17 protein-coding genes and 1 pseudogene are annotated in these 14,381 nt (G+C 51.3%); 14 read left to right on the forward strand and 4 right to left on the reverse strand.

All coding sequences use genetic code 11. From position 1 onward, the window contains the following. A pseudogene (locus HMPREF0860_RS14035) lies at positions 1-210 on the forward strand (hypothetical protein); the annotation flags it as partial. A gap of 126 nt (positions 211-336) precedes the next feature. On the opposite strand, the gene HMPREF0860_RS07235 reads toward HMPREF0860_RS14035, so the two are convergent. Both HMPREF0860_RS07235 and smpB read right to left on the reverse strand, forming a co-directional pair. Beyond that, entirely contained in the window at positions 337-1,206 is an 870-nt protein-coding gene (locus HMPREF0860_RS07235; RefSeq protein ID WP_021331010.1) for a TP0183 family DNA metabolism protein, read from the reverse strand. Further along, on the reverse strand, positions 1,206-1,670 hold the full coding sequence (smpB, locus tag HMPREF0860_RS07240) for an SsrA-binding protein SmpB (protein ID WP_021495643.1): 465 nt from the start codon (positions 1,668-1,670) through the stop codon (positions 1,206-1,208). Before smpB ends, HMPREF0860_RS07235 begins: the two co-directional genes overlap by 1 nt. 66 nt (positions 1,671-1,736) lie before the next feature. On the opposite strand from smpB, the gene lepB reads away from it, so the two are divergent. After that, on the forward strand, positions 1,737-2,432 hold the full coding sequence (gene lepB, locus HMPREF0860_RS07245; protein WP_021330996.1) for a signal peptidase I: 696 nt from the start codon (positions 1,737-1,739) through the stop codon (positions 2,430-2,432). A gap of 4 nt (positions 2,433-2,436) precedes the next feature. After that, positions 2,437-3,678, forward strand: coding sequence for a radical SAM family heme chaperone HemW (gene hemW, locus HMPREF0860_RS07250; protein ID WP_021330978.1), 1,242 nt, complete (start codon positions 2,437-2,439; stop codon positions 3,676-3,678). 33 nt (positions 3,679-3,711) lie between these two features. Here hemW and HMPREF0860_RS07255 read toward each other — a convergent pair whose 3' ends face one another. Both HMPREF0860_RS07255 and HMPREF0860_RS07260 read right to left on the reverse strand, forming a co-directional pair. Beyond that, positions 3,712-5,097 (reverse strand): HAMP domain-containing sensor histidine kinase, encoded by a 1,386-nt coding sequence (locus tag HMPREF0860_RS07255; protein WP_021330993.1) that lies wholly within the window; start codon positions 5,095-5,097, stop codon positions 3,712-3,714. Continuing rightward, positions 5,094-5,870, reverse strand: coding sequence for a response regulator transcription factor (locus HMPREF0860_RS07260; RefSeq protein WP_331270937.1), 777 nt, complete (start codon positions 5,868-5,870; stop codon positions 5,094-5,096). Before HMPREF0860_RS07260 ends, HMPREF0860_RS07255 begins: the two co-directional genes overlap by 4 nt. A 228-nt stretch (positions 5,871-6,098) precedes the next feature. Here HMPREF0860_RS07260 and HMPREF0860_RS07265 point away from each other — a divergent pair, with 228 nt between their 5' ends. From HMPREF0860_RS07265 to flhB, 11 genes are all read left to right on the forward strand, one after another. Then, positions 6,099-6,296 carry a flagellar FlbD family protein gene (locus tag HMPREF0860_RS07265; RefSeq protein WP_021331023.1) on the forward strand — a complete coding sequence of 66 codons (198 nt, stop codon included), beginning with the start codon at positions 6,099-6,101 and terminating at the stop codon, positions 6,294-6,296. Between the two features lie 6 nt (positions 6,297-6,302). Next, positions 6,303-7,085: a motility protein A gene (locus tag HMPREF0860_RS07270; protein WP_021331024.1), complete on the forward strand. Its 783-nt coding sequence runs from the start codon at positions 6,303-6,305 to the stop codon at positions 7,083-7,085. 2 nt (positions 7,086-7,087) lie between these two features. After that, positions 7,088-7,816, forward strand: a complete 729-nt coding sequence (gene motB, locus HMPREF0860_RS07275) for a flagellar motor protein MotB (protein WP_021331026.1) — start codon at positions 7,088-7,090, stop codon at positions 7,814-7,816. Positions 7,817-7,879: 63 nt separating this feature from the next. Then, the gene (locus HMPREF0860_RS07280; RefSeq protein WP_021331029.1) at positions 7,880-8,425 is read left to right on the forward strand and encodes a flagellar basal body-associated FliL family protein; all 546 of its coding nucleotides are present in this window, start codon (positions 7,880-7,882) and stop codon (positions 8,423-8,425) included. A gap of 23 nt (positions 8,426-8,448) precedes the next feature. Then, positions 8,449-9,486, forward strand: coding sequence for a flagellar motor switch protein FliM (gene fliM, locus HMPREF0860_RS07285; RefSeq protein WP_021330986.1), 1,038 nt, complete (start codon positions 8,449-8,451; stop codon positions 9,484-9,486). Beyond that, a complete protein-coding gene (gene fliN / locus HMPREF0860_RS07290; protein ID WP_021495647.1) occupies positions 9,479-10,594 on the forward strand; it encodes a flagellar motor switch protein FliN in 1,116 nt (371 codons plus the stop codon). Before fliM ends, fliN begins: the two co-directional genes overlap by 8 nt. A gap of 24 nt (positions 10,595-10,618) precedes the next feature. After that, complete coding sequence (locus tag HMPREF0860_RS13270) at positions 10,619-11,257, forward strand: flagellar biosynthetic protein FliO (RefSeq protein WP_021330969.1); 639 nt, start codon at positions 10,619-10,621, stop codon at positions 11,255-11,257. 1 nt (position 11,258) lies between these two features. Further along, a complete protein-coding gene (gene fliP, locus HMPREF0860_RS07300) occupies positions 11,259-12,128 on the forward strand; it encodes a flagellar type III secretion system pore protein FliP (RefSeq protein ID WP_021331036.1) in 870 nt (289 codons plus the stop codon). Between the two features lie 40 nt (positions 12,129-12,168). Further along, a complete protein-coding gene (gene fliQ / locus HMPREF0860_RS07305) occupies positions 12,169-12,438 on the forward strand; it encodes a flagellar biosynthesis protein FliQ (RefSeq protein ID WP_021330976.1) in 270 nt (89 codons plus the stop codon). A gap of 17 nt (positions 12,439-12,455) precedes the next feature. Next, positions 12,456-13,253, forward strand: a complete 798-nt coding sequence (fliR, locus tag HMPREF0860_RS07310; protein WP_021331001.1) for a flagellar biosynthetic protein FliR — start codon at positions 12,456-12,458, stop codon at positions 13,251-13,253. A gap of 5 nt (positions 13,254-13,258) precedes the next feature. Continuing rightward, positions 13,259-14,371: a flagellar biosynthesis protein FlhB gene (gene flhB / locus HMPREF0860_RS07315; protein ID WP_038081537.1), complete on the forward strand. Its 1,113-nt coding sequence runs from the start codon at positions 13,259-13,261 to the stop codon at positions 14,369-14,371. Positions 14,372-14,381 lie beyond the last annotated feature (10 nt).

Consider the following 14,381-nt stretch of genomic DNA (forward strand, 5'->3'; position numbering starts at 1 on the left):
AAGCATTTGCGCGGTGATTTCTGTAAAAACTGTACGGCATTGGAAACCGTTACCTGCAAGGCGGTAAGCCCTCCCGCACTGGGAAGCGATGCTTTTAGCGGCGTAACCTTGTCCGGCGTAGAATTAAAGGTGCCCGCCGCCTCGGTCAGCGCCTACGAAAATGCTCCGTACTGGAAGGACTTTAAAAAGCCGTTTGTGACGCTGCCGTAAGCAATCGGCATACGGCGATGCTCGCTTGAGCTGCGATGGGCTGTCGAAAAAATGATCGATTTTTGAGACAGCCTCATTGCACGATACGATTTGCCGTTCTCGCGCCCCTGTCGTACATTCGCGCAATCACTTTCGTTTCCACTCGATCCGCACGTCGCCCGAGACGATATCGCCGTTCGTTTCTACGAGCGTCGTTTTTATGCCCGACAGCGTCGAACTGTTTTGTACGGTGAGTTTCCACGTGAGGGGCGGGGCGTCCGTCGCTGCGAGGAGGGCGGCTTCGCGCGGCAGTTCGGGAAAAAACGATGCGTTCGATTTTCCCGCCTGCGTTACGGTTACTTCTTTTCCCGTAACCGTAACGGAAATGTTCATCGTCGCCCCGTTTTTGTAGATGATGAATCCGCGCCCGCCCCGGAGAATGACGATTTTATCGATAGAATCTTCGCCGCTCCACGTTCCCGCGATCGAATCGGTCGAGAGAGTAGGGCTCCGATTATCGGGTATGTTTGTGTCGTTCGTCCGATCGGCTTCTTTCGGGTTTCGGTTATTCAAAAGATTTTCGAATATCGACTGCAGAGAGGCTTTCGATTCCATGAGGATTTTATAATACGAATCGTAGGTTTGGGTATACGAATGGATATCCTTTGTCCCTATGTCGGCGACGCAGATCGTGCAGTTCCATTTTCCGCCGGACGGGTCTTTTTTGCCGATGAGCGCGTAAAACGCAAGGGGAGCAGCGGCTTTTGAAAAATCGGGAGCGCCCTGCGCTTTGTATGATTCGGCAAAACCGCTTTGTCGTCTGTCGGTAACCGAAATACCCGGCACTTCGCCGAGCTGCGTGAGGTAGAGGGTTTCCGTCATTTGAATCATATTGCCGTCGGCATCGGAAGATATGACGCCGAAAAAATCGACATTGCGGGAAGGTTGGCTTTGAGCTCCGAATGCGGCGAGCGACAGGACGAAGACCGCCGCCGCACGGCGTAAGGCTCTCTTCATCAGCCGTTTATCTCCCTGCGGAACTCTCGCGCGGCTTCCCGGTCCATGTCCCGAGCGCGGATCGTATCGCGTTTATCATACTGTTTTTTGCCTTTGCAGACGCCGAGCTTCACTTTGACGCGGCCGCCTTTCAAATAAAATTCGAGCGGAACGAGCGTGTAGCCTTTTTCTTCGGTTTTCCGCGTAAGCCGCTTTATCTCGTCTTTGTGCAGCAAAAGCCGCTTCGGCCGATCGGGAGAAGGGGTAAACGCCGACGAATAGGAATATTCGGAAATGTGCAGATTTTGCACCCACACTTCGCATCCTTTGATTTCCGCAAAGCCGTCGGGAAAGGAAAGATTGCCCGCTTTTATCGATTTGACTTCCGAACCGCGCAGTTCTATTCCGCATTCGATCGAGTCTTCGATAAAATAATTGAAACGGGCTTTTCTGTTTTCCGCGATGATCTTTTTTCCGTCAGCCATACCTTTTCCATTATATGAAATCGCCTATATATTGTAAACTCGCGGCGTTTGTGTTATGTTACACGCATGAAACAAAAACTGTACGACTATTCTTTCGACGTAAAAAAACAGCGCCAACGTACGATTGTTTCGGTGATCCTTTTTTTGCTGATCATCTTCGCGGGCATTTCGCTCGTGCGCACTTTTGCGCTCTTTACCGTCCGCTCCCGCTCGGTTTCCATGCAGCCCGATATCCCTTCCGATTCGTGTACCGTATTTACGCCGATCGTGAAAAATCTTTTGCGCGGTGACGTCGTTATGCTTAAGCCCCGCCGCGCATCTTCTCCGTCCGTTTTTATGGCGGCCGCCGACGCGGTATCGCGGTTTTTTACCGCACAGCAGTATTCGCTTTTCGGAAGCGATACGGCAAGCGAACAGCCTGAAATCCGCCGCGTCGTCGCTTTGCCCGGCGATACGATCTACATGCGCGGCTACGTCGTCTTTGTGCGGCCTGCGGGGGACAGCCATTTTCTTACCGAATTCGAACGATCCGAAAAGCCCTATAACGTACACATCGTTTCCGTGCCCTCCGATTGGGACAGCGCGATCGGCGTGAGCGGCAGCTTCGAAGCGCGTACGCTCGGAAGCGGCGAATATTTTGTGCTCGGCGACAACCGTACGAGCGCCGTCGATTCCCGTCTGTGGGGTGCGGTGCATATTGAAGATATAAAAGCGAAAGGGCTTGCCGTGTATTTTCCGTTTGCGAAATTCCGTCTTTTGTAGAACCGTGGGCGTGTCTTTTCCGCTGTACGTGCACATTCCGTTTTGCACTTCGAAATGTTCCTACTGCGATTTTTTCAGCGTACCCTGCAACGAAAAAATCGCCGACGAATATATCGATGCCGTTTTGAATGAAGCGGCATGTACGACTTCGCTTTGGGATATCGATTCGTGGAAGACGATCTACGTCGGAGGCGGGACGCCGAGCCTGCTTTCCGAAAAACAGATCGACCGTCTCTTTTCGGGATTGTTAAAAATGTCCCGCAAGGCGCCGCTTGAAGTGACGATGGAAGTGAACCCTTCCGACGTAACGGAAAGCCTCCTCGATGCGGCGTCCGCTTCGGGCGTAACGCGTATTTCGTGCGGCATTCAATCGTTCAGCGACACTTCTCTTTGCCGCGTGCGGAGACGGAGCCGCGCGAGCGATGTGTACCGCGCACTTTCGCTTTTTGAAAAAAAACGGCTGCACTCGCTGTCGGTCGATATGATTGCCCGTCTTCCCGAAGAGACGGATGCATCGTTCGCTTCGGGCTTACAGACGCTCATCGCGCATGCGCCCGATCACATTTCACTTTATTCGCTCACTGTCGAAGAAGGCACGCCTCTTTGTTCGGAAATCGAAAAGGGAAACATCCTGCACGACATCGATACGTCCGATGCGCTTTGGATTTCGGGGCGCGATCTTTTATGCGGTGCGGGGTATGAACAGTACGAAGTGTCGAATTTTTGCCGCAGGGGAGGCGAATGCCTGCACAATCTCGCCTATTGGAATCTCGAAAGCTATGCCGGCATCGGCGCGGGCGCGACGGGAACTTTTTACGGAAAAAATATGTCCGCGAGATTTACGAATACGCGCGATATCGATTCGTATACGCGCTTTTGGAAAAGCAAAAAAATCGATGCGGACGATTTCCGTTCGCGCATCTTTTTTTCGGACGATTTCCGCACGGTACAAGTGCGTGCGGAGCGGGAACGTAAATTCGCTGAGCTCCCTTTTTCCGTCGAATATATAGATAAAAAAACGGAAGCTTTTGAATTTTTTATGATGGGACTTCGGATGACGCGCGGCATCTGCCGTGAAACGTACGAAGCGCGATTCGGTGCTTTTCCCGAAAAGGCTGAAGCGCTCTTTACAGCGTGGGAAGGGCGGGGCTTGGCTTTACGGCGGAAAAAAAATGGTGCGCACTTTTATGCGCTCACAAAAGAAGGGCTTTTGTTTCTCAACGAATTTTTGGAAGCGCTTTTATAAGGAAGCACTTTGCTCGTTTCCTAAACGTATCGCTTAAACGTCCCGCTCCGCTTTTTTCGGAATCGTTATCGTAAACGTCGAGCCTTTGCCCGCTTTCGACCTTACGCCGATTGTCCAGCCGTGCGTATCGACGATGCTCTTTACGACGGAGAGTCCGATGCCCATGCCTTCTTCCCGACGCGAATCGGTCGCTCGGTAAAACATATCGAATATGTGATTGAGGTCTTTTTGCGCTATGCCGATTCCGGTGTCGCTGACGTTTATGACGCATGCGTCTTCCGTCTCCGTCGCCGAAATTGCAATCTCGTCTCCGTCTTTCGAATAACGTATCGCATTGCTCAAAAGGTTTTCGAGTGCGCGGGAAAAAAGCTGTCTGTCCATCGGTACTTTGCATTCGGGGGAGAGGGCGATCGACGACGTGATTTTGCGTTTAAAAACCGCACCCGTCATTTCGGCGCTTTTTGCGAATTCGGAAACGACGGAAAGGACGCTTTCAGGGACGAGCTTTTGCCGCCAATCCGCGCTGTCGAGCTTTACAAAGTTGATGAGCGTGTCGATCATGCCTTCGAGCTGATTCGTCTTCGTCGAAATGATTTCGAGCGATTTTTTGATTTCGTTTTTGTCGGTGACGACATCGTCCGAAATCGCTTCCGTGTAGCCTTTGATGACGGCAACCGGCGTGCGGAGGTCGTGACTGATTCCCATGATAAATCGCGTGCGCCGCTCGTGCGCGTCGAGGAGGGCGCTCCGCATTTTTTCAAGGTTTTCAGTCAGCGAAATGATTTCGTTGCTCTTTGTTTTCGACTGTTTCGTATCGTCGGTGAGCGGCACGCTCAAATCTCCGTCTGCGATCTTTTGCGTTCTCTGTTCGAGAATCGTGATCGACGTAAATATGTCACGGGAAATTTTTGCGATGATGATGAGTACGAGGGCTGCAAAGCACAGCAAAATGCCGACCAAATAGTTGACGTAGTCCATGCCGCGCCTTTCGTGCTTGGTGAATTTATCGACGCGCGTTAAAATAATGATCGTATCGTTTCGTCCGGCAAAGCGGAAACTCGTAAATTGATAAAAATACGTATCGCTCGTCGAAGATGCGAATCCCCACAGCACGAGCGGAGAGAGAGAAGTGCCCGCTTTGAGTTCGGTGATCGATGAAATTAAAATATCGGCCGAAGTGGAAAGCGAAAAGACGGCGACTTCCACATCCGGCGGCAGGCGGCGGATATAATCGTGGAGCTTATTCCATTCACGCACCGAAAGTTTAAACGTATCGTTTTTGCGCAGCTCTTTATAATCGTGGATGAGCGCGCGTCCCGGCGACGTAAAATAGTGATACGACGGAATAAAAAGCGCGCAGCATATCGGAATGACGATGATCGCTGCGAGAAGGATATGAAATTGGCGCCTGATCGTCATGCGTCTTTTTTCGCTCCTTGCCGCGAGGCGATCGATTCTTTTGAAAAGCAATAGCCGAGCCCGAACACCGTTTTAATAAATTCCGGATTCGACGGATCTTTTTCGATTTTTTTGCGAAGCCGCTGGATGTACACTGCGACGGCGGTTATGTCTCCGTACTGCGCTTTCCACACGTCCGCGTAGATTTTTTCCGGTGAAAGAGATTCGCCTGCATGTTTGACGAGGTATTCGAGGACGGCGTACTCTTTTGCCGACAGGGCGATTTTTTGGGCGCCTTCTTTGAGCACACAGCTGTTTAAAAGCAGCGTGTACGTTCCGAATGAAATCGTCTCTTCTGCAGCGGCTTCGGTCGCTGCCTGTCTCCGCAAGTTTGCCTGAACGCGGGCGACGAGGACGCGCGGCGAAAACGGCTTTGTAACGAATTCGTCGGCTCCGAATCCGAGTGTTTTGATGATGTCTTCATCGGCGTCGCGCGCGGAGACGATGACTACGGGTATCGTCGTTTTGTATTCGGAGCGGAATTTTTCGAGGAATTCGAAGCCGCTCATGCCCGGAAGGTTTAAGTCGAGGATGACGAGATCTGGCGGGGGATCCGACCGCAGCTTTTCGAGCGCCGCTTCCGCCGTCCCGAAAGAAAGCGCATCCATGCCCGCTTTTGACAGGTACATTGCGATGAGATTGGCAATTTCGGAAACATCTTCTATAATAAAAATACGGGCGCCCATAAGCTTTCCTTTTCCGGTTTCGATTTCAAGTTTGATGCAACTCGGCATTCGACCTTTTAATAATTTAATGTAAAACGGAAAAACGCGCAACGGAAACGTATGACCTCGCGCGGTAATAACAGTTTTTTTATATTCAAAAAACGGAAAATTATCCGTAAACAAGTATATCGGCTTAACCGATAATGAAATGACGCGATTTTTTCATTCGACGAAGGGGCAGTCTGCCGATGCGTTGAAATACTTGACGGCTCGAAGCAATCGGAGCATTATATAACGATGATCGAAGTGATGCGTTTAAACGGAAAAAAGTATTGGATTAATCCGCACATGATCGAAAGCATGGAAGAAAATCCCGATTTGACGCTTGCGATGCTGTCCGGCAGAAAAATCGTCGTAAAAGACAAACCCGAAGATATCATCGAAAAGATCATAGCCTATCGGAAAAAGATCGGCATCAATACGCAAGAGGTGTGAGAAAGTATGGATATAGCGACAATAATCGGAATCGTAGGCGGCGGCGCGTGTATCATGGTGTCGGTTATCTTTTCCGGCGGTTCTCTGGGAGGGATTTTCGATGTGCCCTCTATTTTTATGACGATAGGCGGTTCGTATTTTTCGTTGTGGCTCTGCGCTCCGATTTCTCGCTGTATCGGTCTCTTCCGCATTATGGGGCGTGCCTTTAGAATTTATGATTTCGGCGAAAAGCAGATCATCCAAAATATGGTCGCTCTTTCCGAAAAAGCCCGTCGCGAAGGCATCCTCGCACTTGAAGACGGACTTGACGATATCGAAGACGCGTTTATGAGAAGCGGACTCCGGCTTGTCGTCGACGGTACGGACGGGCAGGTTATCCGCGCGATTATGGAAAACGAAATGAATCAGTGTGAAGCGCGCCACATGACGTGGATAGGACTTGTAAACCAGTGGGCGGGTCTTGCGCCGGGTTTCGGCATGATGGGAACCGTCGTCGGTCTTATCGGTATGTTGCGCAATATGGAAGACAAATCGGCTATCGGTCCGAACATGGCAGTCGCTCTTATCACGACGCTCTACGGTTCTTTGCTCGCAAACTGGATTATCGGTCCTATCGCACAAAAACTCATCGGCCATAACGCCGCTGAAATGCGGACGAAGGAGATGGTTATCGAAGGCGTGCTTGCGATTCAAGCGGGAGAAAATCCGCGCATCATGGCGCAAAAGCTGCTCACGTATCTCGACCCCGTTGCGCGGCACGCGATCGAAGCCGACGTTTTGAAGGATTGAGTATGGCGCGGAAAAGCAAACAGCCCGAAAAGCCGTCAACGGCATGGCAAACCACGTACGGCGATATGATTACGCTCATGCTCTGTTTTTTCGTCATGCTGTACAATCCGACGGAAGTCGATATAACGCAGCTTGCGACGATTACGCAGGCGCTGCAGATGCGTGAAACGGAAACGACGGCGGGCGGTCTTTCGCTTGCGACGGGACGGCTTGCGGATTTGGGAAACAATATCAATGCGCTTCCGGCTATGGAAAAGGGACGCTCGCTTGCAAACGCGCGAAAAAAAGCGGTAAGCCTCTTTGCGCCCGATGTCAAATCGAACAGGATAACTATAACGAGCGACGAGCGAGGACTCGTCATAACGCTTGCATCCGACAGCTTTTTTGCCGAAGGAAGCGCCGCCCTCGACATCGACGAAACGCGCGAAACGCTTTTGCGTCTTTCGGAATTTTTCAGGGATCCCGAACTGCGATCGAGGAGATTCCGCATAGAAGGGCATACCGACGATACGCCCGTTTCTTCGTCTTCTCCGTATGCAAGCAACTGGGAGCTTTCGGCCGCCCGCGCCATGAACGTGCTTCACTACCTTGCCGACTTCGGTGTAAACGAGAGTCGGTTTTCGATAGCGGGCTACGCCGATACGCGTCCGATGTTTTCGAACGATACGGCGGAAGGCCGGGCGTATAACCGGCGGGTTGACATAATTATCCTAGACGAAGGACATTTTTGATGGTACAATATACCGTTAAATATTCCTTAAAATGTAGACCGTGCGTTTGTATAGGTGGGGATCATGGCAGACAACGATATTAATTTCGATGAAAGCGCATCCGACGGCGGAAGCGGCGTAAAAGGAAAAGGAATCGGCGGGCTTGTTCCCGGATTATTAAAATGGATACTCATCGCGCTCGGCGCCGTCATCCTCATCGTCGTCGTCGTGTTTGTTACGGTGCGCATCGTTTCGAGCAATACGTCGGCGCAGACGGCGATCCCGATGAGCGACGAATACCATGCGCAGAGGGAAGTGCTCGATTGGTACTCATCGCTCGGAGCTATCAGGACGAGAACGAGCGACGACATTCCCGCAAGCGTTGTCGTCAACGTGTTCCTCGGCTATAAAAAAGACGACAGGGTTGCGGCGACGGAAATAACCGAACGGCGAGTCGAGCTCACCGATTATCTGCGCCGGTATTTTACACAGAAGACGATCGAGGAATTGAAGCCGCAAAACGAACAGAAATTGAAAATCGAATTGCGCAACGCGATCAACGATGAAATTTTAAGCGGTTCGAAGATCCGCGACGTTTCGTTTCAGCAGCTCGATGTCATCGAGCAATAAGACGGTTTGTATCGGGAAAGGCCATGAACGAAGTTCTGTCACAGGATGAAATAGATCAGCTGCTCACCGCGATAAGCTCGGGCGATTCCGATACCGACGATTTTAAGCCGGTCAGCGATACGCGTAAAATCAAGATTTACGATTTTAAGCGTCCCGATAAATTTTCGAAAGAACAGCTGCGCACCGTGTCGAACATGCACGAAACCTTTGCGCGTTTGACGACGACGAGTCTTTCCGCTCAGCTGCGGAGTCTCGTACACGTTCACGTCGCTTCCGTCGATCAGCTCACGTACGAAGAGTTTATCCGATCCATTCCGACACCGACGACGCTTGCCGTCGTCAATATGGATCCGCTGAAAGGAAACGCGGTGCTTGAAATCGATCCGACGATTACGTTTTGCATGATCGATCGCCTGTTCGGCGGACGCGGTTCGACGACCGGAAATAAAAATCGCGATTTAACCGATATCGAGCAGTCGGTTATGGAAGGTATCATCGTGCGCATTCTCGCGAATATGCGGGAAGCGTGGACGCAGGTTATCGATTTGCGCCCGAGGCTCGGACAGATCGAAACGAATCCGCAGTTTGCACAGATCGTGCCTCCTTCGGAAATGGTCGTTCTCGTTACCCTTGAAATGAAAGTCGGCGAAGAAGAAGGTATGATGAATTTCTGCATTCCGTATTTGACGATTGAGCCGATCATTTCAAAGCTGTCCTCGCAGTTTTGGTTCAGTTCGGTGCGCAGAAGTTCGACGACACAGTACCTCGGAACGCTCAAAGAAAAACTTTCATCGGTGGAGATGGATGTCGTCGCCGAAGTCGGTTCCATCGATTTGCCGATACGCGAAGTGCTCTCTCTCCGCGTCGGTGACGTCGTGCGCTTGTCGAATATCCGCGTCGGAGATCCGCTGACGCTCAGCGTAGGAAGCAAAAAGAAATTTTATTGCCAGCCGGGCGTCGTCGGCAAAAAGATGGCGGTGCAGGTAACCGGTAAGTTGGAAGATATTTCGGCGGATGATTTTGAAGAACTTTCTGTAGAAGGAGATGATTCGTATGAGTGATGGTGCAATATCGCAGGATGAGATTGATGCGTTGCTTTCGGGCGTATCCGTAGACGGCCTCAATTCATCCGGCAGAGTCGGATGCGTTCCTTCCGTACAGCTGGATATCGCCGTTCTGCAGAAATTTGCGGATGAACTCAAAACGCCGCTCGCCGAAAATCTCAACAAAATGACCGGCGCGAATTTTTCCGCCGATACTCCCGTCGTCGAGCAGCTCGACCGCGATCGTCTTTTGGCGAAGCTGCAGGAAGTCGTCGTCAATATCCTCGCCGACTTTTCGAGCGGTCTTTCAGGCGATCACCTCTACATACTCGCACCCGAGTTTGCGCAAAAGATCGTCGGACTCATGAATAAAGAAGATAATGCGGACATCGACGATATGGCGCTTTCCGTTATCGCCGAAACCGTGTCGACACACACGAACGACGAAATCCAAGCCCTCGAAAAAACGGGTAAGCTTTCGGGTATTTCGTGCAATCCGCCTACCGCGCGCAACGATCCGAAAGCGATGATACGAGTTCCGCAAAATCAATTTGTCCTTTTCAACTATCCGCTCTCGCTCGACGGGCAGGGCTATACGCTGTGGGAAGCGATCGGCTCTTCAGCTGCCGAGCAGATATGCAGCGCGCTCGGAGGCGGAAGTTCGGCTCCCGATATGAGCACGGGCGGCACGCTCAGCGCCGCCGATATCGCATCCGTCGGAACGATGGCTTCACCCGGTATGAATATGGGGAGCATGAACATGGGACAGGCGATGCCCATGATGGGGCAAAGTATGGGCGGTATTCCGAACGTGCAGTCGCTGCAGTACCCGATGCTTCAAGGCAATATCGCCGGAAGCGGCGAGCAGGGCAATATCGGTCTTATCATGGACGTATACATGGAGATGACCGTAGAGCTCGGCCGCACGAAAAAACAGATCAAAGACATTCTCGGTATGGGAGAAGGTACGATCATAGAGCTCGACAAGCTTGCAGGGGAGCCGGTCGACATCCTTGTCAATCACAAGCCGATTGCAAAGGGCGAAGTCGTCGTCATCGACGAAAACTTCGGCGTGCGTGTTACCGAAATCCTGTCTTCGCTTGAGAGGGTGACGGAACTGCACTGATACTTTTACAGGGTGGGGGAACAGTTGCAATACTCAAAATTATTAAAAACGGCGGTGTTTTCGTTTTTACTGCTTGCCGTATCTTTTCCGCCGTACGCGCAAACGCAGGTGACCGAAGATATGCGTATCGAAAGGACTGAAACTGCGGCCGTCGACGAATCTTCGCTTCCGATAGCCGATCCCGCACTTTCGCCTGCCGCAACGGAGCGGCCCGCATCTACGCTTTGGCTTTTTATCCGCATGATACTTGTTCTTGCCGTAGTGGTTGCGTGCGTGTATGCGGTCGTCTATCTTATGAAGCGCAGCATGAATAAAGACATCGGGGAGGGCGATCAATTTTTGCGCGTCGTCTCTTCCGTGTCGATCGCTCCCGGAAAATCGGTACACGTCGTTTCGCTCCTCGACGATAAAGCGTATTTGATCGGAGTTACCGACAATGCGGTCAACCTTATCGGTGAAGTTACCGACAAAGAGACGATTCACGCGATGAACCTCTATGCGGACACACGTCAAAATGTGAGGCGTCCGCGGAACTTCGGCGATATCCTTTCGATCTTTATGCCGCAGGGAACGAAAAAAGGCGAAAGCGTTTTCAGCGGCGACGGCGATAAAGCGCGCGATATGCTTCGAATGCAGCGAAGCCGCCTCGATTCGGAAAACTGATATGAGAGCTTCATCTATTTGTACCGGAAAAAAAGCGTATCGAATGCGGACGAAGCGCATCGTCCGTGCGGCATTCGTCCTCGCTCTTCTTTTGTGCGGTGCAGGGCTTTCCGCTCAGCAGAATAATAATTTTCCCGAACGGTCTGCAAGGGGGACGACGGAGATGAATCGCAATGTGCGAAATCCTGTCGTGCCGAACGTCGATATAACCCTTACGCAGCCTCAAACGGGCAGGGAAGTTGCGTTTTCGGTGCAAGTGCTCCTTTTGCTTACGGTACTCACGCTCGCGCCGAGCATTTTGATTTTGACGACGTGCTTTTTGCGTTTTTCGATCGTCCTCGATTTTATTAAACGCGCGCTCTCTCTGCAGCAAGTGCCGCCGACCGCCGTACTCAACGGAATCGCGTTTTTTATGACGGTCTTTGTCATGTGGCCGACTTTTACGAGGGTGTACGATAATTCGTTCCGTCCGCTTTCGAGCGGAGAGATCGGCGTCGAAGAGGCGTACCGCGAAGCCGAAGCTCCGATGCGCATTTTTATGTATACGCAGATGGCCGAAGATACGAGCTCCATTTCCCTTTTTATGTCTATGGCGAGGATGGATCGGCCGAATACGCTCGCCGACGTTCCGACGCATATCCTCGTGCCCGCTTACATTTTGCATGAGCTTACCGTCGCGTTTAAAATCGGCGTACTGCTTTACATTCCGTTTATCATCATCGATATGGTCGTCGCGAGTATCCTCATGTCGATGGGCATGATGATGCTGCCGCCGGTACAGATTTCGATGCCGTTTAAACTGATGCTCTTCGTCCTCGTTGACGGATGGGGACTTTTGACGCAGCAGCTTTTCGTTTCCGTTTTGCGCTGAAAAAATCGGTGATTCGATTTTAGGAGGATGATAAAAAGCGATGTCGATAGGACAGCTTGTCAATTTAATTCGCGGCGGCGTATTTGAAATCTTTATCCTCGCATCTCCCGTACTCGGCGCCGCTCTCCTCGTCGGGCTCGTCGTTGCGATCTTTCAAGCGACGACGTCGATTCAGGAACAGACGCTGACGTTTTTGCCGAAGGTTTTGACGATTCTTGCGATGTTGGCTCTGCTGGGGGGCTGGATGTTTACGCATCTCAGAAATTACACGGTTTCTCTTTTTAATCTCATACCGCTCATGGCGCGCTAGAGATAAGGACGAAAGCGGTGATCGATCGTATCGTAAGTCATGCGCCGATATTTTTGCTCATTGCCGTCCGCTGTTTTGCGCTTTTGATGACGCTGCCGCTCTTTTCGATGCGTTCGGTGCCGAGGGCGGCGAAGATCGCGCTTGCAGGCTATATGGCATACGCCCTCGTTCCGCACGTCGATTTTTCATCCTACGCTCCGTATATTTCCTCGAGTGGTCTTTTCGATTTGTCGTATGCGTTTTTACTTGCGGGAGAAGCGATGATCGGACTCATCATCGGTTTTTTTATCACGATCCTTTTTTCCGCGTTCAGCACGGCAGGTCAATTTTTTGCGTTTCAAATGGGCTTGAGCGCATCCGAAGTGTACGACGCGCTCGCGCAAGTCGAAAACCCGCTTATGGGGCAGTATTTGAACCTCGTCGCGATGCTGCTTTTTTTGCAGAGCAAGTGGTTCCAAAAATTATTTTTGCGCGGGCTCGTTTCAAGTTTTGCGTCGATGAACGTGTTTGCGCTCCTCGAAGCGAAAGAGCGTATCGTACGATTTTTGGTCGGAAGCCTTACCGAGCTTTTTTCGGCTTCTCTCGTCATAGCGCTTCCGCTTATGGGGACGCTTTTGCTCATCAATATCTGCATGGGAATCCTTGCGCGGGCCGCTCCTCAGATGAATCTTTTGTCCGAAGGGTTCGCGCTGCTTTTGCTTACGTCTTTTTTCGTCATCACGGCTCTCATGCCCCAGCTTTGCGATTTTTTCGAACGCTCGTTTAACGCAGGCATCACGTCTCTTATTGCAATCATTTCGGGAGGCGCTTCGTGAACGATATGCTTCCCGTACCGCCGTATCTGTATATCGACCTTCAGTGGTTCGCCGCGGAAGACGAAGGCAGAACCGAAGAACCGTCGGAATACAAGCTTGAAAAAGCGAGAAAGGAAGGCCGCGTCGCAAAAAGCGCCGAACTCAACAGCGCTTTCGTCATGCTTTTGTGCGTGGTGCTCCTCATCGTCTTTGCGCCTTCGATGCTGAAAGAATGTGCGGCCATTTTCCGCTATTATTTTTCGCGCTGCGCTTCATCGAGCGTAAACGATCCGGCGATCGCGCGCGCATTTTATTATTTTTTTTTGCGCCTCGTACTGCCGATCGGCATCATCGGCATTGTCGGCGGAGTTGCGGGAAATATCATCCAAAACCGCCGCTTTATCTTTACGACGAAGACGATCGAACCGAAGTTTCAAAAAATCGTTCCGAACTTCGTTCAGTATTTCCGCAATACGCTTTTTTCGCTGCGCGGACTTTTTAATGTCGCGAAATCGCTCGGCAAAGTGACCGTCATTTCGATACTCGCTTTTATGCTGCTCCGTCGAGACGTTCCGATACTCATGCTCGAAATTCAAAACGGAAGTATCGGTATGGCGATCGGCCGCATCGGTGTCATGAGCGCTGAAATTTTAATAATGGCGGCTCTTGTCTTTCTCATCATCGCGATTCCCGATTATTTTGTACAGCGGCGCGAATTTATGGAACAGATGAAAATGACGAAGCAGGAAGTAAAAGAAGAATACAAAGAATTCGAAGGCGATCCCGAAGTAAAAAACAGGCTGCAGCAGGCCGAGCGCGCCATCCTGCAGCAAAACATGCCGCAGGCCGTCAGGGAATCCGACGTCGTCATTACAAATCCGACGCACTTTGCCGTCGCGTTAAAATACGATGCGGCTGCCGGTTACGAAGCCCCGCGCGTTACGGCGAAGGGCGAAGACGAAGTCGCGTTTTCCATGCGCAGGATAGCCGAAGAAAACGACGTGCCCGTTGTGGAAAACCGCCCCGTCGCGCGCGGTCTCTATGCAAACACGAATGTTGGTGATATAATACCTGAAGAATATTTTAGAATTATTGCCGATATCTATGCTCATGTTATGAATTTGCATAAACGGCTTTAGTAGGCGGGTG

The sequence above is a fragment of the Treponema socranskii subsp. socranskii VPI DR56BR1116 = ATCC 35536 genome, from assembly GCF_000468115.1.
GTDB classification, from domain to species: domain Bacteria; phylum Spirochaetota; class Spirochaetia; order Treponematales; family Treponemataceae; genus Treponema_D; species Treponema_D socranskii.

Bases quoted from the DNA above. Each gene is read 5' to 3' on its own strand.
- HMPREF0860_RS07235 (WP_021331010.1), bottom strand. From the start codon at position 1,206: ATGAAGAGAGCCTTACGCCGTGCGGCGGCGGTCTTCGTCCTGTCGCTC.
- smpB (WP_021495643.1), bottom strand. From the start codon at position 1,670: ATGGCTGACGGAAAAAAGATCATCGCGGAAAACAGAAAAGCCCGTTTC.
- lepB (WP_021330996.1), top strand. From the start codon at position 1,737: ATGAAACAAAAACTGTACGACTATTCTTTCGACGTAAAAAAACAGCGC.
- HMPREF0860_RS07255 (WP_021330993.1), bottom strand. From the start codon at position 5,097: ATGACGATCAGGCGCCAATTTCATATCCTTCTCGCAGCGATCATCGTC.
- HMPREF0860_RS07260 (WP_331270937.1), bottom strand. From the start codon at position 5,870: ATGCCGAGTTGCATCAAACTTGAAATCGAAACCGGAAAAGGAAAGCTT.
- HMPREF0860_RS07265 (WP_021331023.1), top strand. From the start codon at position 6,099: ATGATCGAAGTGATGCGTTTAAACGGAAAAAAGTATTGGATTAATCCG.
- HMPREF0860_RS07270 (WP_021331024.1), top strand. From the start codon at position 6,303: ATGGATATAGCGACAATAATCGGAATCGTAGGCGGCGGCGCGTGTATC.
- motB (WP_021331026.1), top strand. From the start codon at position 7,088: ATGGCGCGGAAAAGCAAACAGCCCGAAAAGCCGTCAACGGCATGGCAA.
- HMPREF0860_RS07280 (WP_021331029.1), top strand. From the start codon at position 7,880: ATGGCAGACAACGATATTAATTTCGATGAAAGCGCATCCGACGGCGGA.
- fliM (WP_021330986.1), top strand. From the start codon at position 8,449: ATGAACGAAGTTCTGTCACAGGATGAAATAGATCAGCTGCTCACCGCG.
- fliN (WP_021495647.1), top strand. From the start codon at position 9,479: ATGAGTGATGGTGCAATATCGCAGGATGAGATTGATGCGTTGCTTTCG.
- fliP (WP_021331036.1), top strand. From the start codon at position 11,259: ATGAGAGCTTCATCTATTTGTACCGGAAAAAAAGCGTATCGAATGCGG.
- fliQ (WP_021330976.1), top strand. From the start codon at position 12,169: ATGTCGATAGGACAGCTTGTCAATTTAATTCGCGGCGGCGTATTTGAA.
- flhB (WP_038081537.1), top strand. From the start codon at position 13,259: ATGCTTCCCGTACCGCCGTATCTGTATATCGACCTTCAGTGGTTCGCC.